This window comes from Hyphomicrobium sp. (assembly GCF_036262015.1).
In the GTDB taxonomy this organism is placed as follows: domain Bacteria; phylum Pseudomonadota; class Alphaproteobacteria; order Rhizobiales; family Hyphomicrobiaceae; genus Hyphomicrobium_C.
Window position 1 is genome coordinate 1,317,913 of the sequence record NZ_DATAJR010000008.1, and the last position, 16,866, is coordinate 1,334,778.

Annotated in this window: 17 protein-coding genes; 10 read left to right on the forward strand and 7 right to left on the reverse strand. The window is 61.4% G+C overall.

Annotated features, from left to right (window positions below):
- The first annotated feature begins 2 nt into the window (after nt 1–2).
- From ccoN to ccoS, 8 genes are read left to right on the forward strand one after another with little or no spacing between them, the layout of a single operon-like run.
- Complete coding sequence (ccoN, locus tag VHO05_RS14700; RefSeq protein WP_414653781.1) at nt 3–1,646, forward strand: cytochrome-c oxidase, cbb3-type subunit I; 1,644 nt, start codon at nt 3–5, stop codon at nt 1,644–1,646.
- A 15-nt stretch (nt 1,647–1,661) separates the two neighbouring features.
- Entirely contained in the window at nt 1,662–2,390 is a 729-nt protein-coding gene (ccoO, locus tag VHO05_RS14705; RefSeq protein WP_329647331.1) for a cytochrome-c oxidase, cbb3-type subunit II, read from the forward strand.
- A gap of 10 nt (nt 2,391–2,400) precedes the next feature.
- The gene (locus VHO05_RS14710) at nt 2,401–2,571 is read left to right on the forward strand and encodes a cbb3-type cytochrome c oxidase subunit 3 (RefSeq protein WP_329647332.1); all 171 of its coding nucleotides are present in this window, start codon (nt 2,401–2,403) and stop codon (nt 2,569–2,571) included.
- Nucleotides 2,561–3,430 (forward strand): cytochrome-c oxidase, cbb3-type subunit III, encoded by an 870-nt coding sequence (gene ccoP / locus VHO05_RS14715; RefSeq protein ID WP_329647333.1) that lies wholly within the window; start codon nt 2,561–2,563, stop codon nt 3,428–3,430. Before VHO05_RS14710 ends, ccoP begins: the two co-directional genes overlap by 11 nt.
- 27 nt (nt 3,431–3,457) lie before the next feature.
- The gene (gene ccoG / locus VHO05_RS14720) at nt 3,458–4,963 is read left to right on the forward strand and encodes a cytochrome c oxidase accessory protein CcoG (RefSeq protein WP_414653782.1); all 1,506 of its coding nucleotides are present in this window, start codon (nt 3,458–3,460) and stop codon (nt 4,961–4,963) included.
- A complete protein-coding gene (locus tag VHO05_RS14725) occupies nt 4,960–5,469 on the forward strand; it encodes a FixH family protein (RefSeq protein WP_329647335.1) in 510 nt (169 codons plus the stop codon). The genes ccoG and VHO05_RS14725 overlap by 4 nt, the downstream gene beginning before the upstream one ends.
- Nucleotides 5,454–7,673, forward strand: a complete 2,220-nt coding sequence (locus VHO05_RS14730; protein WP_329647336.1) for a heavy metal translocating P-type ATPase — start codon at nt 5,454–5,456, stop codon at nt 7,671–7,673. The genes VHO05_RS14725 and VHO05_RS14730 overlap by 16 nt, the downstream gene beginning before the upstream one ends.
- Nucleotides 7,670–7,837, forward strand: coding sequence for a cbb3-type cytochrome oxidase assembly protein CcoS (gene ccoS / locus VHO05_RS14735; protein WP_329647337.1), 168 nt, complete (start codon nt 7,670–7,672; stop codon nt 7,835–7,837). Before VHO05_RS14730 ends, ccoS begins: the two co-directional genes overlap by 4 nt.
- 5 nt (nt 7,838–7,842) lie before the next feature.
- Here ccoS and VHO05_RS14740 read toward each other — a convergent pair whose 3' ends face one another.
- Nucleotides 7,843–10,533: a bifunctional acetate--CoA ligase family protein/GNAT family N-acetyltransferase gene (locus VHO05_RS14740; protein ID WP_329647338.1), complete on the reverse strand. Its 2,691-nt coding sequence runs from the start codon at nt 10,531–10,533 to the stop codon at nt 7,843–7,845.
- 797 nt (nt 10,534–11,330) lie between these two features.
- Between VHO05_RS14740 and VHO05_RS14745 the strand changes: the two genes are divergently transcribed.
- Complete coding sequence (locus VHO05_RS14745; RefSeq protein WP_329647339.1) at nt 11,331–12,050, forward strand: response regulator transcription factor; 720 nt, start codon at nt 11,331–11,333, stop codon at nt 12,048–12,050.
- Here VHO05_RS14745 and VHO05_RS14750 read toward each other — a convergent pair.
- From VHO05_RS14750 to VHO05_RS14770, 5 genes are all read right to left on the reverse strand, one after another.
- Nucleotides 12,047–13,696: a hybrid sensor histidine kinase/response regulator gene (locus tag VHO05_RS14750; protein WP_329647340.1), complete on the reverse strand. Its 1,650-nt coding sequence runs from the start codon at nt 13,694–13,696 to the stop codon at nt 12,047–12,049. The two genes, VHO05_RS14745 and VHO05_RS14750, sit on opposite strands and share 4 nt — an antisense overlap.
- Before the next feature lie 106 nt (nt 13,697–13,802).
- On the reverse strand, nt 13,803–14,162 hold the full coding sequence (locus tag VHO05_RS14755) for a cytochrome c (RefSeq protein WP_329647341.1): 360 nt from the start codon (nt 14,160–14,162) through the stop codon (nt 13,803–13,805).
- A 4-nt stretch (nt 14,163–14,166) separates the two neighbouring features.
- The gene (locus tag VHO05_RS14760) at nt 14,167–14,499 is read right to left on the reverse strand and encodes a cytochrome c (RefSeq protein WP_329647342.1); all 333 of its coding nucleotides are present in this window, start codon (nt 14,497–14,499) and stop codon (nt 14,167–14,169) included.
- 43 nt (nt 14,500–14,542) lie between these two features.
- Nucleotides 14,543–15,277 carry a sulfite exporter TauE/SafE family protein gene (locus VHO05_RS14765; RefSeq protein ID WP_329647343.1) on the reverse strand — a complete coding sequence of 245 codons (735 nt, stop codon included), beginning with the start codon at nt 15,275–15,277 and terminating at the stop codon, nt 14,543–14,545.
- 4 nt (nt 15,278–15,281) lie between these two features.
- On the reverse strand, nt 15,282–15,701 hold the full coding sequence (locus VHO05_RS14770) for a hypothetical protein (protein WP_329647344.1): 420 nt from the start codon (nt 15,699–15,701) through the stop codon (nt 15,282–15,284).
- 142 nt (nt 15,702–15,843) lie between these two features.
- On the opposite strand from VHO05_RS14770, the gene VHO05_RS14775 reads away from it, so the two are divergent.
- Nucleotides 15,844–16,125, forward strand: a complete 282-nt coding sequence (locus VHO05_RS14775; RefSeq protein WP_329647345.1) for a hypothetical protein — start codon at nt 15,844–15,846, stop codon at nt 16,123–16,125.
- A gap of 3 nt (nt 16,126–16,128) precedes the next feature.
- Here the strand turns inward: VHO05_RS14775 and VHO05_RS14780 are convergent, their stop codons facing one another.
- Nucleotides 16,129–16,683, reverse strand: coding sequence for a hypothetical protein (locus VHO05_RS14780; protein WP_329647346.1), 555 nt, complete (start codon nt 16,681–16,683; stop codon nt 16,129–16,131).
- Between the last annotated feature and the right edge of the window lie 183 nt (nt 16,684–16,866).

Here is a 16,866-nt window from a genome sequence, read left to right on the forward strand (position 1 = left end):
AGATGATTGCACTCTCTGGGGCGGGGGCCATAGTGGCGGCTGGGCTCACTGTTCTGGTCGGCGCTGTTTTCGCTTTTGCCGGTCTCGACGAGGTCATCCGGTTTCACGGGCTGCTGCTGGCGTTCGCAGGTGTCGCGGGCGCACTCTACGTGATGTCCAACCCGCGATCCGGCGGCGCGGAGGAGCAGAGCGGCTACATGGACGGCCCGATTCGGGTTGCCACGCTGGCTGCGGTCTTTTGGGGTGTGGTCGGATTTCTCGTCGGCGACGTGATTGCGTGGCAGCTCGCCTTCCCGGCTCTCAATTTCGATCTTCCTTGGACCAACTTCGGGCGGCTCAGGCCGCTGCATACGTCGGCTGTGATCTTCGCCTTCGGCGGCAACGTGTTGATCGCGACATCTATGTATGTCGTGCAGCGCACCTGCCGGGCGCGCATGTTCGGGCACTGGATGCCGTGGTTCGTGATCTGGGGCTATCAGCTCTTCATCGTGCTCGCCGCCACCGGCTACGTATTGGGGGTCACCCAGGCCAAGGAGTACGCGGAGCCCGAATGGTATGTCGACCTTTGGCTGACCATCGTCTGGGTTGCCTATCTCGTCGTCTTCCTCGGCACGCTCGCCAAGCGCAAAGAGCCGCACATCTACGTGGCGAACTGGTTCTATCTCGCCTTCATCGTCACCATCGCGATGCTGCACATCGTCAACAACCTGGCGGTGCCGGTTTCGCTGCTAGGCGCTAAGAGCTACTCGCTCTTCTCGGGCGTGCAGGATGCGATGACGCAGTGGTGGTATGGCCACAATGCGGTCGGCTTCTTCCTGACCGCGGGCTTCCTCGGCATCATGTACTACTTCATTCCGAAGCGGGTGGAGCGGCCGGTCTATTCGTACAAGCTCTCCATCATTCACTTCTGGAGCTTGATCTTCCTCTACATCTGGGCGGGTCCGCACCATCTGCACTACACGGCGCTGCCCGACTGGGCGCAGACGCTCGGCATGACGTTCTCGATCATGCTGTGGATGCCGTCGTGGGGTGGCATGATCAACGGCCTCATGACGCTGTCCGGCGCGTGGGACCGGCTGAGGACGGATCCCGTCGTGCGCTTCCTCGTCGTGTCGGTCGCCTTCTACGGCATGTCGACCTTCGAAGGTCCGCTGATGTCGATCAAGGCGGTCAACTCGCTCTCGCACTACACGGATTGGACCATCGGGCACGTGCACTCAGGTGCGCTGGGCTGGGTCGGCATGGTGTCGTTCGGTGCCATCTACTGTCTCGTGCCGTGGCTCTGGAAGCGTGAGGGTCTCTACTCGCTGCGCCTCGTCGAGTGGCACTTCTGGATCGCGAACATCGGCATCGTTCTTTACATCACGTCGATGTGGGTGTCGGGCATCATGCAGGGCCTCATGTGGCGCGCCTACGATCACCTCGGCTTCCTCACCTACTCGTTTGTCGAAACGGTGGAGGCCATGCACTGGCCCTACATCATCCGAGCAACGGGCGGACTTCTGTTCGTCGTCGGGTCTTTGCTGATGGCCTGGAACATCTGGAAGACGGTGCGCGGTGACAATCCGGTCGACATCAAGGATCAACCTCGCGTCGCCGCCGCGCCCGAATTGCGCGCCGGTCCGCTCGCCGCACCTGCCGAGTAAGGGGAACGCCACATCATGAAGCACGAATTCTTCGAGAAAAACTCACTGGCGTTGCTGATCGGTATTCTGATCGTTGTTTCCATCGGTGGTCTGGTCGAGATCGCTCCGCTCTTCTTCCTAGGCTCGACAATCGAGAAGGTGCAGGGCATGCGGCCCTACTCGCCTCTCGAGCTGGCGGGACGCAACATCTATATCCGTGAGGGTTGTTACAACTGCCACAGTCAGATGATCCGCTCGCTCCGCGATGAGGTCGAGCGCTATGGCCACTACAGCCTTGCCGCGGAGAGCATGTACGACCATCCCTTCCAGTGGGGATCGAAGCGCACTGGCCCGGACCTGGCCCGCGTCGGTGGCAAGTATTCGGATGCCTGGCATGTGGACCACATGAAGGAGCCGCGCGAAGTGGTGCCGGGTTCGGTGATGCCTGGGTATCCCTTCCTGGCAGCGCGTAAGCTCGATGCGGAGAACATCGCGCGTGACATGAAGGCTCTCCAGCTTGCGGGCGTGCCCTACACCGAGGAGATGATCGAGAAGGCCAGTGCCGATCTCCATGCGCAAGTGGCGCCCGATTCGAAACAAGCCAAAGAGGTTGTGCAGCGCTATCCGAAAGCTCAGGTGCGCAAGTTCGACGGCAGTCCGGACACGGCTGCCACAGAGCTCGATGCCCTGATCGCATACCTCCAGATGCTTGGCACGCTGGTCGACTTCACGACCTTCGATGCCAGCGGCCCGAACCTGCGGTGAGGGCGGCGTAATGACATATGAAACCGTAGCCGCAACCTGCCAGATCGTTGCCATGGGGTTGTTCGGGATCGTCATGCTCGGCGTTCTCATCCATGTCTTCCGTCCCGGCAACAAGGCACATTTCGAAGCCGCATCCCGGCTCCCGCTCGACGACACGAGGGAATATTCCAATGGCAAATAAGGAGCTCGACGCGGTTACGGGCGTCGAAACGACGGGACATGTCTGGGACGGAGATATCAGGGAGCTCAACAAACCGCTGCCCAGGTGGTGGCTCTATGTGCTCTACGCCTCAATTGTCTGGTCGATCGGCTATTGGATCGTCTATCCGGCGTGGCCGACGATCGACGGGTACACGCGTGGTGTGCTGGGTTACAGCCAGCGCAATGTGCTGGCGAACGACATAGCTTCGGCGAAGGCAAGCCAGGCGCGCTTTCTCGAAGCCATTGCTGCAAAGCCGGTCGATGAGATCAAGAACGATCCCGATCTCATGGAGTTCGTGCTGCGCGGTGGTGCCGCGCAGTTCGGCAACAACTGTGCACCGTGCCACGGCAAGGGTGCACAGGGCTTCAAGGGCTATCCCAACCTCAACGACGACGATTGGCTGTGGAGCGGATCGTTCGATGGCATCGAGAAGACCATTCGTTCCGGTATCCGGTCCGGAAATCCGGATGGGCACGACAGCGCCATGCCGCGCTTCGGCTTGGATCAGGTGCTGACGAATGCGCAGATCTCAGACGTGGCCGAGTTCGTGCTTTCGCTTTCGGGCGGCGGCACCGATGCCGAAGCCAAAACGCGCGGTGCGGCGATTTTCACCGAGCAGTGCGCAGCCTGCCACGGCGCCGAAGGCAAGGGTACGGCTGAGATGGGTGCCCCCAACCTCGCAGACGGCATCTGGCTCTATGGCGGTCGCAAAGCGGACGTCGAGGAGAGCGTGCGTACAGGGCGCGGCGGTGTCATGCCAGCGTGGGAGGGCAAGCTCGATCCCATCACGATCAAAATGCTCTCGGTCTATGTGCATTCACTTGGCGGCGGCAAATAGCGGTCCGCGGAGGCGGTCTTGACCCACATTGACCCGACATCGATTTTTATCGATGGCACGAAGTCCACCGAGGCCGCGCCTGGTGTTGCGCGCATCGATGTCGATGCGGTCTCGTCGAAGGCGGCGCGTAGTCTCTACGCGGCGCGCCAGCCGATCTATCCGAAGCGTGCCCGGGGTAAGTTCCGCTCGATCAAGTGGCTCGTGATGGCGGTAACCCTCGGCATCTACTACCTGTTGCCGTGGATCCGCTGGGAACGCGGGCCGGGACTTCCAAACCAAGCGTTCCTGCTCGATTTCGAGAAGCAACGGCTCTATTTCGGGCCGATCGAGATCTGGCCACAGGAGCTATATTTCATCACCGGCATCCTGATCGTGTCGGCGCTCGGGTTGTTTCTCGTCACGTCGCTGGCCGGGCGTATGTGGTGCGGCTATGCCTGCCCCCAGACCGTCTGGACGGATCTAATGATTGCCGTCGAACGGTTCTGGCAGGGGGATCGTAACGCGCGCATGCGTCTCGATCAGAGCGCCTGGACCCTTGAGAAGATTTGGAAGAAGACGGCGACGCACGTCACATGGCTGCTCATTGCCATCGCAACGGGCGGCGTGTTCGTGTTCTACTTCCGGGATGCGCCGACACTCGCGCAGGAATTGGTGACCGGCGACGCGCCGCTCGTTGCCTATGTCTTCCTGGGACTGTTCACGTTCACGACCTACGTGCTTGGCGGCCTCGCTCGAGAGCAGGTCTGCATCTACATGTGCCCGTGGCCGCGCATCCAGGCCGCGATGTTCGACTCCGAGTCGCTTCTCGTCTCCTACCACGACCACCGTGGTGAACCGCGCGGACCGCACAAGAAGGGGCAGCCGTGGGTTGGGCGCGGAGATTGCATCGATTGCAAGGCTTGCGTTGCCGTGTGCCCGATGGGCATCGATATTCGCGACGGCGTTCAGATGGAGTGCATCCAATGCGCGCTATGCATCGATGCCTGCGACGATATCATGGACAAGGTTGGGCGTCCGGCCGGCCTCATTTCGTACGACACATTTCGCAACACCGAGGCACCGGCTGGAACTGAGCCGACGCCGGTCCGGTTCATTCGTGCACGCACGATCCTTTACTCCGTGCTCATTGGTGTCGTGCTTGTGATCATGGGCTGGGCCTGGGTCACGCGGTCCACTGTCGACATCAGCGTGATCGAGGATCGAAATCCGTTGTTTGTGCGCCTTTCCGACGGCGGTATCCGCAATGGCTATACGGTGAAGATCCTGAACAAGACGCATTCTCCGCAGAACTTCCGTATCGAGACGTCTGGACTCGAAGATGCCGAGGTCACGATCCTTGGCCATGAGACCACCGCACAACCGCTTCCCGTCGATGCCGACGTTGTGCGGGCGTTCAAGGTTTACATCAGCGTTCCGGCGCGGTCCAAGGGACAGCTTGCGGGCTCCTCGACGCCCATGCGCTTCATCGTGACGGACATTTCCAGCGGTGCGCAGACCGTCCGCGAAACAAGCTTCAGGAGCCCTGGACCATGACGATGCCGGTTGGAGCAACGCAGGAAGCGCGCGGCCTTCGCGGGCGCCACGTCCTTGGGGCTATGCTAGCGTTCTTCGGCGTCATCGTCGTCGCCGATGCCACGATGATCTACAAGGCCGTGACGACCTTCGGCGGCGTAGACAATGTCAATGCTTATCGTGATGGCCTTGCCTACAACGCACGTATCGCGAGCGCGGAGCGGCAAGCAAAACTGGGCTGGCGGGATACCGTCGAAATTCTGGCCGATCCGGATCGCATTCGCGTGTCTTTGACCGATGCGAAGGGACAACCTCTTTCCGCACTTAAGGTCGAGGCGACGCTCGGGCGGCCCGCTACAGTTCGATCGGACGCCGTCCTTCCCCTAGCCGAAACTGCACCGGGTGTGTTCGAGGCGGTGCTGCCTGAGAGCGGCGAAGGTGCGTGGATTGCAACCGTTCGCGCTTTCCAAACGGATAGCGAGGAGCCTGCCTATCAGAATCGGAGACGGCTGTGGGTCAAGCCCTGACATCGGTGCTTGACGGCCCAGGTGCTGCTGCCCCGAACATCCCGGGCAGTCGCTCTGAAACGGTTTCGTTGGTCGTCGAGGATATGTACTGCGGCGCGTGTATGACGACGGTCGAGCGGGCGCTGCTCGGCGTGCCGGGGGTGCGGACCGCTCGTGCGAATCTGTCGGCGCGGCGCGCTACGGTCGCCCTAGATCCATCGCTTTCGGACGCGCAGTCGCTGATCGATACTCTCTCGCGCGAGGGTTATCGGGCCGCGGAAGCGATCGAGACGACGGACGTGCGGGATGCGCGCCGGGCCGACGACTTGCTGCGCCGTCTCGGCGTTGCGGGCTTTGCGTCGGCAAACGTGATGCTTCTCTCCGTGTCGGTGTGGGCTGGTGCGGCGAGCGATATGGACCAGTCGGCGGCGTCGCTGTTCCATTGGCTGTCTGCTCTGATTGCCATGCCTTCGATCGCGTATGCGGCGCAGCCGTTCTTCGGGTCTGCCGCGGCCGCCCTCCGAGCGCGGCGCCTCAATATGGACGTGCCAATTTCGCTGGGCATTACACTCGCGACGTCGATGAGCCTGTTTCAGACGGTCCGCGGCTCGCATCAGGTCTATTTCGATGCTGCGATCATGCTGACGTTCTTTTTGCTGATCGGCCGGTTCTTGGACGAGCAGGTGCGGATCAAGGCGCGCGGGGCGGCTGAGAACCTGCTTGGGCTCAAGGCCCTGACAGCGACCGTGATCGGTGGGGACGGCGCGGTGCAGCGCATGGCGGCCCGTCTGCTGAAGCCCGGGATGCAAGTCTATGTGGCGGCGGGAGAGCGCGTTCCGGTCGACGGGCGCGTCGTGTCCGGAAAGACGGACATCGACGAGAGCCTGATCACTGGCGAGACGCTGCCGCGCTGGGCCGAGGCGGGAAGCGAGATCCATGCCGGCACGTTGAACATGACGGCCGCTGTCATCGTAGAAGCGACGGCGACCGACGACAGCACGCTGCTGGCGGAGATTGCACGTCTCATGCAGGCGGCGGAGCAGGGCCGGGGGCAGTATGTGCGCCTCGCGGATCGCGCGTCGCGCCTCTATGCGCCGGCCGTGCATGTCCTCGGTGCCGCAACCTTCATCGGCTGGATGCTGATCGGTGCGGGCTGGGAGGCCGCGCTGACCTATGCAACGGCTGTTCTCATCATCACGTGTCCATGTGCGCTCGCGCTCGCCGTCCCTGCCGTTCAGGTGGCAGCGACGAGCCGTTTGTTCGGAAAGGGCGTGATCGTCAAGGCAGCCGATGGACTTGAGCGGCTCGCGGAGACGGACACTGTCGTGTTCGACAAGACCGGAACATTGACGCGCGGGGAGCCGGTTTTAAGGAATGGCGGAGATGTTTCCGACGCTGTGCTCGTGGATGCGGCGTCGCTCGCCGTCGCGAGTCGCCACCCCTATTCGAAGGCCGTCGTCCGCGCCGCGCGGGCTCGCGGGCTCGCGGTCGTTGCGGCTCAGGGCGTACTGGAAGTGCCAGGGTCCGGATTGCTTGCACCGTGTGGAGAAGGCGAGCGCCGGCTCGGCTCCGAAGCATGGGTAACTGGAACAGATACCGCAGCTCAGCCGGAATCGCTTTGGTATGACGACGGCAATGGAACGATCACCGTCCTGCGCTTTGAAGATGAATTGCGGCCGGATGCGCGTGTCGTTGTCTCGGCGCTCAAAGCTGCGGGGTACGAGGTTTCGCTGTTGTCGGGAGATCGTCCAGCTGCCGTAGAACGGGCCGCTCGGGCTGCCGGGATCGACGTGTGGTCGGCATCCGTGCGTCCTGACGGAAAGATCGCCGCAATCGAGGCCTTGAAGGCGCAAGGCCGAAGAGTTTTGATGGTGGGCGACGGATTGAATGATGCGCCGGCTTTGGCGGCGGCGTATGCGTCGCTCTCTCCGTCGACGGCGACCGACATCAGCCAAACCGCCGCCGATGCTGTATTCCAGGGACAGAGCCTCGCCCCGATCCTGGAGACTTTGGCGGTGGCGCGTGCGACTCAGCGGATGTCGCTTGAGAACTTCGGCATCGCTATTGCCTACAACATCGTGTTCGTGCCGTTGGCCATCGGAGGCTGGGTCACGCCCTTAATCGCAGCGTTGGCGATGTCGTTGTCGTCGATTGCCGTGACTGTGAACGCATTGCGGCTGCGGCGCCGTTCGCTGTCTCTCGCTTCCATGAGGAGGATGACATGAGCGCTTTGGCTTGGCTCATTCCGTGTGCCCTGGTGCTCGGCGGGGCAGGACTCGCGGCCTTCCTATGGGCCCTCAATTCGGGTCAGTTCGAGGACCTTGAAGGAGCTGGGTGGCGTGCGATCCAGGATGACGCCGAGGAGCGGAAACCGCCGAACGCGGGCTGATGCCTTTAGAGATGTTCCTGTTTTCCGAGTGCCAGCGTGGCGATGCGTAAGGTCGCATCTTCCGGATCGGGTTCGACGCGGAAATTCAACTCCCGGCACATGTCGATCATGGTGGTGTTTGTCGCCAGGATTTGCCCAAACAATTCGCCGAGACCTTCTTCGCGGGCATACGCGATCAAATGCTGCATGATGAGCCAGCCGAGCCCTTTGCCCTTTAGGTCCGAGCGCACGAGTACGGCGTACTCAGCGCGCGTATAGTCGGGGTCGGCGGTGAGCCGCGCCACGCCGAGAAGTTCATCGCCCGCGGGGGAGAGGGCAACAAATGCCATTTCGCGGGCGTAGTCGATCTGGGTTAATCGCGCCAGGAAGCGATGAGAATGGTCGGGTCTGGGCGTGAAGAATCGCAACTGCATGTCGTTCTCGTCCACGCGAGCAAAGAACCCTTGATAAAGGATCTCGTCTTCCGGGCGGACCGGACGGACGTGGACGATGCCGAGAGCGGGGAGTGAAACGTCCTTCTCCCATTCGGATGGATAGGGGCGGATGGTCATCGGAATTCGCGGCGACACGGTTTCGTCGGCAACCCGCATACGAGCATCGAGCGCGATGCACCCTTTATCGTCGGCAAGCAGGGGGTTGACATCAAGCTCGCGCAGCTCGGGGAGATCAGCGACGAGTGAACTTACGCGCACGAGAACATCAGCGATGGCGTCGAGGTCGGCCTGAGGCTGGCTGCGGTAGCCTTCAAGCAGGCGGTAGATGCGGGTTTGGCGCATGAGATCGCGCGCGAGCATCATATCCAGCGGGGGCAACGCGTGAGCCGTGTCCTTGATGACCTCGACTGCGGTTCCGCCTGCGCCGAACAGGAGCGTAGGGCCGAACGTGAGGTCCTCGCTCATACCGATGATCAGTTCGTGGGCGTCAGGCCGTTCAATCATCGGCTCGACGACCCAGCCGTCGATGCGCGCCTGTGGAAGAGTTTTTGCGACCGTAGCCGCCATGGCACGCGCGACTTCACGGGCCTCGGCAGCGCTGGTAATGCCCAGACGCACGCCGCCGACGTCGGATTTGTGCGAGATATCGTCGGAATGGATCTTTACGACGCACGCTCTATTGGTCTTCAGAATTTCTCCCGCTGTCTCAGCAACGCAGTCAGGATCCGCGCAAATTTTCGTCTCAGCGATGGGGATGCCGTACGCATTGAGAACGGCCTTGGACTCGGCCTCTGTCAGCATCGTGTTGCCGCGAGCAAGTGCACGGGCGATTATCTCCTTGGCGCCGCTCCTGTCGAATGCAAAGCCCCCTGGGGCAGCGGGTGGCGTTCGCATCAGCTCGTGTTGGGAGCGGCGGTAGTTCACCAGGTGCATGAAGCCGTCGATGGCTGACCGAGGGGTCTCGAACGTGGGGAGGTGTGCCGCGGAGAAACGCTTTCGGCTCTCGGCCGCTGCATCCGCACCAAGCCAGTTCGTCAGCACGGACTTGTGACGCACGCCGTCAGGCAGGCTGGCTATCGCTTCGATAACTGCCGATGCGGCGGCTTCGCTCGAAGCAAGCGCGGTTGGACAGTTGATGACCAGAAGCGCGTCGGATGCCGGATCTTCGAGAAGAATCTTCATCGCGGCTTGGTAGCGGTCCGGGCCCGCGTCGCCGATGATGTCGATAGGGTTTCCCTTCGACCACGTCGCAGGCAACACAGCGTCCAACGCCAGCTTCGCCGCTGGCGATATCTCGGCCAGTCGACCGTCGTGGTCTGCCAGGCGATCGACTGCGAGAACGCCAGCGCCGCCTCCGTTGGTGAGAATTGCAAGCCGTTCGCCTTCCAAGCGTGGCGATACGGCGAGCATCTCTGCTGCTTCGAACAGGCCGCCGAGATCGATTACCCGGACGAGACCGGCGCGGCGGAAGGCGGCTGAATAGACCGCGTCGGATCCCGAGAGCGCACCCGTATGGGATTTTGCCGCCTTTGCGCCTGCTTCGTGCCGACCAGACTTCAGGACGATGACCGGCTTGGCGCGTGCAGCGCGGCGCGCCGCCGACAGAAATTTCGGCGCATGCGTCACTTGCTCGATGTAAAGCAGAATGGCACGGGTCTGGGGATCGCCCGCCAGATAGTCGAGTGCGTCGCCGAAATCCACGTCAGCCATCTCGCCCATAGAGGTGACGTTCGAGAAGCCGATGCCGCGCGCCTGCGCCCAGTCGATCACCGCGGTGACGAGTGCGCCAGACTGGGACAGAAATGCAAGGTCACCCTTCAAGGGCATGCGGTGGGAGAAGCTTGCGTTCACGCCGACGCGGGGAAGTATCAGACCCAAGCAATTCGGGCCGACGATACGCAAACATGCCGGCCGGGCTGCCGCGAGCATTTGCGTTCGCAATCCGGCATCGATCCCGGCTGTGATCACGACAGCGGCACGGGTTCCTGCGGACGCAAGCTCTGCGATCACGCCCGGAACTGCGGCGGGCGGCGTCGTGACCACGGCGAGGTCGGGGACGTCAGGAAGGCTAGAGACGCTCGGAAAACAAGGTGTGCCGTCGATCGACGTGTGCCGAGGGTTGACGAGCCATATGTCGCCGCTGAAGCCTCCCGAACGGAGGTTGGAGGCGACGATACGGCCGACGCTACCGGGCTGGGGGCTCGCTCCCACGAGGGCAATCGAGCGGGGTGCAAAAAGGCTGTCGAGATTGCGAATGCTCATGTGCCGACCTTTTGCGATACGCCGGGGCAATAAGTATCCGGTCCGTCAGCCGGAGTCGACGCCGGGGCAATTGGTCATTCGGCTAAGTGGTAAGGACTTCGTGTGTAAGTAGGATGTCGCATCCCGAGTCCAGAAGCGCGCGGGATGCGATAAGTTGAGCTTCGGGGGAGCATGCATAAACGATGGCAACGGTCGCGCCGAGAGCGAGATGTTGAACGAGACGCCCATAGATCCGCTGGTGTGTCGGCAGGGCTATCGTGGGACTCGTGGAGCTGTCGCCGGAGCTTAGATTGTCCCAGAGCAGTTCGAATGGACGCGACGCGATCAACGCTTTGCGCAGTTTGAGCGCTGCTGCGTCTAAGTCCTGGTTTTCGAGGCTTGTCAGGAGCAGAACCTCGCACCTTGCGGCGGGTCCGTTTCCGAGATTTTGAACAGCGAGGTTGGCTATAGTCGGGCAACCGAACGATCCGATTACATACAAATGACGGAGATCAGTTTCGCGGCTCGTCGACGCTTCTGCGTTGGCTGCCGAGCCCAGCTTCGCCGGTGCAATGCCAAATCGCGGGCTTGTCTCGGCGCGCGGGGTCAATATTAATCCCTCCAGTATGCTTCCGTCTGGACCGGCTGCTCCTATAGGATCAGGAGGGATACGGACGGATAGCGACCAGTATGAGCTAGCCTTGCTTCGTTCCAGCCGTGTGCCGCATTTGTGAGATTGTGTGACACGATGTGACAGGGGGTGGCCGTCGTCTGGCTGGTACAGAAATGCTCGCTAATTCTCACAATGAATATCCGCCATGGCTGATCCGATCCTCATTGTTGACGACGAACCCGAAATTCGGGCCTTGCTGCGGGCAGGTCTGGAGGCGGAAGGCTTTGTCGTGGTCGAGGCCGGAAACGGAGTAGAAGCGGAGGCCCATTTCGCGGCGCGTCCGATCAGCCTTGTGACGCTCGATTTGAAGCTCGGTGGCGAGGATGGGTTGAAACTCGCGCGCGATCTCCGCGCGAAGCGGAATACTCCCATCATCATGATTACGGGCAAGAGCGATCCGATCGATCGTGTCGTGGGCTTAGAGCTTGGGGCCGACGACTACATCGCTAAGCCGTTCCTTATGCGGGAAGTCGTTGCCCGCGTGCGCGCTGTTCTCAGGCGCTATCAGGTCTCCGATGCCATTGGACAACCAGAAACGGCGGGCGGCGTCCGCTACGGTTTCGAGGGGTGGACGATGGACACGCTGCGTCGCGAGGTCCGAGCGCCTGACGGGAGCTTTTGCGACCTCACGACAGGCGAATTCAACCTCCTGGCACTTCTGGTGCAACGGCCGGGCCGGGTACTATCACGCGATGAACTGATGGATATGCTCAAAGGGCACGACTGGACACCGATGGATCGTTCGATCGACGGCCTTGTGGCCCGCCTCAGAAAAAAGATCGAACCGGCAAGCGAACGTCCGCAGCTCGTCAAGACGGTCCGCGGCGTCGGGTATGTGTTTGCGGGAAATGTGAAGCGACTTTAGCTTCCGCTTCTGCCTCTTACGGCCTCGCGTAAGGCCAACGCGAGATCTATCCGCTTATAGGGCTTGCGTAAGATCGGAAGATCGGCGGCGGGCTCTTGGGTCGTTTCTTCCGGTGCATAGCCGGTGGTCAGCAAGACCCTGACGTGTGGCTTGTGCTCCCCAATCCACTTCGCCAAGTCGTAACCGGAGATGCCACCAGCCATGACGATATCGCTCAGTACGATTTGAATGTCAGGGTCTGCTTCAAGACTACGTATTGCCGCCGGACCGTTCTCAGCTTCGCGCGCCACGTATCCAAGTCCTTCTACGCGCTGCAGCGTGAGTTCACGGACCTCAGGGTTATCTTCAACAACGAGGACGACCTCGCTATCCTCAGACAAGGGAATGGTCTCGGCCAGGCTCGTTTCCGCAGCCAGTCCCTCATCCGAGCGCGGCAAGTAGAGATTGACCGTGGTGCCCTGTCCCGGAGCGCTCAGAATGGTGGCATGTCCGCCCGATTGCTCGGCGAATCCATAGAGTGTGCTGAGGCCGAGGCCTGTGCCGCGTCCTGTTTCCTTGGTCGTGAAGAACGGTTCAAAGGCATGCTCGAGCACCTCCGGAGACATGCCGCAGCCTGTGTCTCCTACCGAGATCATGATGAAGTCTCCCTTCGTGGGGAGACTGGTTTCCGCATCCGACACATTTCGCGTCTCGATCACCAAGCTGCCGCCGGTGGGCATGGCGTCGCGCGCGTTGATGGCGAGATTCAAGATCGCGTTTTCCAGCTCGCTGGGATCGACGCGCGTGCGCCAAACGTTGCCGTCGAGAAGCGTGGTCAGAGCGATGTGCTCGCCGAGCGAACGGCGCATGATCTCGGTGAGGTTGAGGATGAGGAGATTGACGTCGAGGATCTGGGGCGTGAGGTGCCGGCGGCGCGCAAACGTCAAGAGGCGCTTCGTGAGTGACGCTCCCATATCCGCGGCGTCGGCGGCGCGCTTCAAGTACGCGCTGGTCGACCCGTTTCCCGATTGGCCGCTGAGGAGCTCGAGATTGCCTGTAATAATCGTGAGGAGATTGTTGAAATCATGCGCGACGCCGCCGGTCAGCTGGCCGAAGGCTTCCATGCGCTGCGCTTGGATGAGAGCGGCATGGGCCTCCTCGCGTCGCCTGATTTCGGCTTCGAGAGCCTTCGTTCGATCCGCTACCCGCGCTTCCAGCTCCGAGTTGGCGGCGGCCAGTGCTGCTTCCGCGCGCTTCCGGTCGGTCACGTCGCGGAGCACTACCATGTACGTCTTGTGGCCGCCGATCATTTGCTTTGCGATGGAGGCGTCGGCCGGAAACTCGGAACCATCCTTGCGACGGGCAAAGATCTCCTGCCTTTCACCCATCTTCCGCGCGGCCACCGGCGAAGCCGAAAATTCCGCAACGTGGTGGTGATGATTGGTCCGCATCCTCTCGGGGATCAGAATGTCGAGGGGGTGACCCAGGATTTCCGCGGGGGCGTAGCCGAAGATTGCCGCTGCGCCGTCGTTAAAGAGGGTGATGCGGAACGTCTCGTCGAGTGCGATTATGGCATCGGCGGCAATCGTCAGGATGGCGGAAATCTGAGATTCCGAGAGCGTGTAGGGGGCGTCGGTGTTGAACTTCGGCGATTTGTCTTCGGCCATGATGCACCCGCGGCGGCGACGTGTGCTTCCGGCTTAGTGGATCAGTTCGGGCCCGACAAGGGCCCCTTTGTCTCGCGGCGGAACCGCGCAAGTACGGTTACCGGCTTCACTTTTCGGCGAGGCTATGCAGGTAGGCCACCACGTTCGATATTTCGTATGGGGCCAGCACGAACTCGGGCATGTCTGGGTGCCCTGACGAAATGCCTTCCGCGAGAGATTCTTCGAGGTCTTCTGGCGCATAGCGCTTCATGACGTCGCGGAATGGTGGGGCCTGAGCGTGCGGGCTGTTGCCTTCGGCGCCTATGGCGTGACATCGCGCACAACGCGTCTCAAGGGCCATGCGGCCTTTGTCGACGCCGGACGGTTCGGACAAAGCGGGAGCGGACCATAGCGCGAGGCCAAGCGAAGCGGCCAGGCACATCGCAGTGGTGCGCTTGCCCATGGGCGCAGGGTGCATTGGGTTCATGCCGTTATTTTTTGGCTACCTTGAGGCTCATTATATAGGCAACCAGATCATCGCGTACGTTTTCGGGAATCATGAAATTCGGCATGGTCGGATGGGGCGTTTGGAGCCATACGATGAGGGCTCTCTCGGTCATCCCGGGTGTGTTGGCTACCTCCGAAAAATCGGGCGCGTCGATGTTCGGAGAGAAGTCCGCCTTGGCCTTCTCCACGCCGTGACACTCGCCGCAATGGGCTCGAGCATATGCAAGCCCCGCTTGGACGTTACCCAGTTGCTGAGACTGCGCGGGGGCAGAGCCCAGCAGGGTCAGAAGTGCCACGACGCTCGCGGTGATGCGCATTGGAGACCTTTCGCCGTTCATTCTCAAATTGGTAAATTTCCGCTTAGCGCGCCACATTGATCGAGGTCAACGAAGCGCGATCACCCGGCCGACAGATCAAATCCGAATACCGATGAGGAACCCACACGGTTAGAAATCCCAGGATGCAGATTGCGATGCCGGCGACACGCCTCAGGTTCTGTCTCGCGCCGACTTTTGCGAGCGCATTAACGCCGATAGCGGATACCAAGAGGCCGGGTAGCGTTCCAAAGCCGAAGGCCAACATAATTGCGGTGCCGCCAAGTGCCGATCCACTCAGCATGGCTGTGAAAAGCGCGCCGTAGACCATCGCGCACGGCATGAGCCCCCAGGCTATACCGCCGACAAGGGCCGCGCCGTATCTATTTCCGGTCCGAGGTGTTCGACGGGCTATTGAACCGGCGAGCGGCGCAAAGACCCGATCGAGCAGTGCCATTGAGGGCAGGAGACCGGCGGTCGACAATCCGATCCACATGAGCGCCACGGCGCCCCCCCACTGGAGGATCCGGAATGCCGCCTCCCGGTCGAGCCATTCGATGGCCGGGGCTCCAAGCGCGCCGACGAGTGCGCCGGCGAGGCTATAGGAGGCGATCCGGCCGGCATGAGTGAGGGTGACGACACGCACGCTTTCCGCCAATGTGCCGGACGGCCCGAAATGGAGAAGGCCTGCAGACACCGCGCCGCACATACCCGCGCAATGCAGCGTGCTTGCGAGACCGAGTGCGAATCCGCCGGCTATGCTGAGGAGAAGCGGGTCCATATCCTTATGCCGCGACGTCGCCGCGCAGGCAGCTCACGATTGCTGCCGACGCCGTTATCCCAAAGGTCCATAGCACGATGCTGTCCGGCAGGGGCGAGAGAGGGGCCTGAAAGTACCCAAGTCCCCATCCGCACAGGATCAGAAGACCGGGAATTGCGAAGACAGCGGCAAGCCATCTTCTCCAGCCCGAGAGCCGCTTCGCACATAGCGCCGTCATTGCGAAGACGCATAGGAGCGCCCAAAGAAATGCCGCCATCGTCGGCGCGGAGGCAATAGCGTTCGCGCTCTGATCAAAGTTGTCATTGTTGAAAAAGTAGACCCCGGCGGGCCCGGCGATGGCGAGGATCGCCATGCCGATCAGCCCTTCCTGCAAGGTGATACGTCCCCGGAGCGAGAAGAAGAGATCGATGGGTGATGTGGTCATGCGAGCCTCGTGACAGTGCTCCGACTATATGGAACGGAGGTTGTCACCCCTTTGACCTATATCAATGCCCGACTGCATCTCTTGCGCGCATCGTATCCTACAAGCGTATTGGGAGGGAATGATGCTTGGAAATGTCCGGACTATGCTCGCCCTATTTGCTGTCGCTGCGCCTCTTGGGGCCGTGGCGGCGGACGATCCTCTCAAGCCCGAAGAGGGGCCCTGGCGGATCGTGCTCAAGACCCAGCTCAAGGCGGAGCAGTCCTGCGATCTCAACGAAGTCCTCGGCTATCAGGAAGTGCCGCTCGGAGGCGACGTTGGGTTGGATGGACGTGCGTCGTGCCTCGATGGACGCGAATTCAACTTCACGCGAAAGGGCAAAGACCAGAAGTTCTCTCTCGATCTGTGCAAGCCGGCGGTGTGCTGAACTTCAATCCCATAGGTCGAGAATGAGGCCAATCGGGAAAGCGGGCGCCCCATTGGATGCCGCCCATTGCTTCAACTCCATCTGATCGATGGAGTTAATCACGCGGGGGATCGCATTCTCTAGTGCGGTCTCCGCCTCGTTGTGGTGACGCCTGAGGCCCAGCGTTTTTTCGAGGGCAGTCTGCAATCCAGACTCGGAAACGCGCCGGCCGAGCGCAATGCTTCTGAGGCGGACCATGGTGTCGCTTTGGCGCTTTGCAATTTCGATATGCTCGTTTCCCAAACGATGCAGCAGGCTTCGGATGTCAGGGGGTGTGTCCTTGGATTTGGCGATGAGGGGAAACAACGCCTCATCCTGAAATCTCGCGTGTTCGGACCAGCTCGCCTCCACGACCGTGTCGAGCACGCGCGCGAGACGCAAGTCGACAAGAAACGGCAAGCCGTCCCGCAAGCTGGCCAGGGCCTTGTCAATTTCGGTCTGAAGCTGGCGGTCCGCGCGGGTTCTCTGGATAAGATCGGACGGCTGCTGGGTCTGGCACTGAAGGAGCTTGGTCGGCATGGTCGACCCCTATTATTTGACGCGACATGAACCATAACGTCGCAGCAAAAGGCCTCCTTGATCGCAATCATAAGCCGGGCTCAGCCGTTGGGCAGGGCGCGTTACAAACTCTCACAATTCCTCACACCCGGCGCATACGGGCGGTTCGCGAAGCGCCTTAACTCCTCCCATCACACCAGGGAA

Bases quoted from the DNA above. Each gene is read 5' to 3' on its own strand.
- VHO05_RS14740 (WP_329647338.1), bottom strand. From the start codon at position 10,533: ATGAGCATTCGCAATCTCGACAGCCTTTTTGCACCCCGCTCGATTGCC.
- ccoN (WP_414653781.1), top strand. From the start codon at position 3: ATGATTGCACTCTCTGGGGCGGGGGCCATAGTGGCGGCTGGGCTCACT.
- VHO05_RS14750 (WP_329647340.1), bottom strand. From the start codon at position 13,696: ATGGCCGAAGACAAATCGCCGAAGTTCAACACCGACGCCCCCTACACG.
- ccoP (WP_329647333.1), top strand. From the start codon at position 2,561: ATGGCAAATAAGGAGCTCGACGCGGTTACGGGCGTCGAAACGACGGGA.
- VHO05_RS14745 (WP_329647339.1), top strand. From the start codon at position 11,331: ATGGCTGATCCGATCCTCATTGTTGACGACGAACCCGAAATTCGGGCC.
- VHO05_RS14725 (WP_329647335.1), top strand. From the start codon at position 4,960: ATGACGATGCCGGTTGGAGCAACGCAGGAAGCGCGCGGCCTTCGCGGG.
- VHO05_RS14775 (WP_329647345.1), top strand. From the start codon at position 15,844: ATGCTCGCCCTATTTGCTGTCGCTGCGCCTCTTGGGGCCGTGGCGGCG.
- VHO05_RS14780 (WP_329647346.1), bottom strand. From the start codon at position 16,683: ATGCCGACCAAGCTCCTTCAGTGCCAGACCCAGCAGCCGTCCGATCTT.
- ccoO (WP_329647331.1), top strand. From the start codon at position 1,662: ATGAAGCACGAATTCTTCGAGAAAAACTCACTGGCGTTGCTGATCGGT.
- VHO05_RS14765 (WP_329647343.1), bottom strand. From the start codon at position 15,277: ATGGACCCGCTTCTCCTCAGCATAGCCGGCGGATTCGCACTCGGTCTC.
- VHO05_RS14755 (WP_329647341.1), bottom strand. From the start codon at position 14,162: ATGAACCCAATGCACCCTGCGCCCATGGGCAAGCGCACCACTGCGATG.
- VHO05_RS14710 (WP_329647332.1), top strand. From the start codon at position 2,401: ATGACATATGAAACCGTAGCCGCAACCTGCCAGATCGTTGCCATGGGG.
- VHO05_RS14760 (WP_329647342.1), bottom strand. From the start codon at position 14,499: ATGCGCATCACCGCGAGCGTCGTGGCACTTCTGACCCTGCTGGGCTCT.
- VHO05_RS14770 (WP_329647344.1), bottom strand. From the start codon at position 15,701: ATGACCACATCACCCATCGATCTCTTCTTCTCGCTCCGGGGACGTATC.
- ccoS (WP_329647337.1), top strand. From the start codon at position 7,670: ATGAGCGCTTTGGCTTGGCTCATTCCGTGTGCCCTGGTGCTCGGCGGG.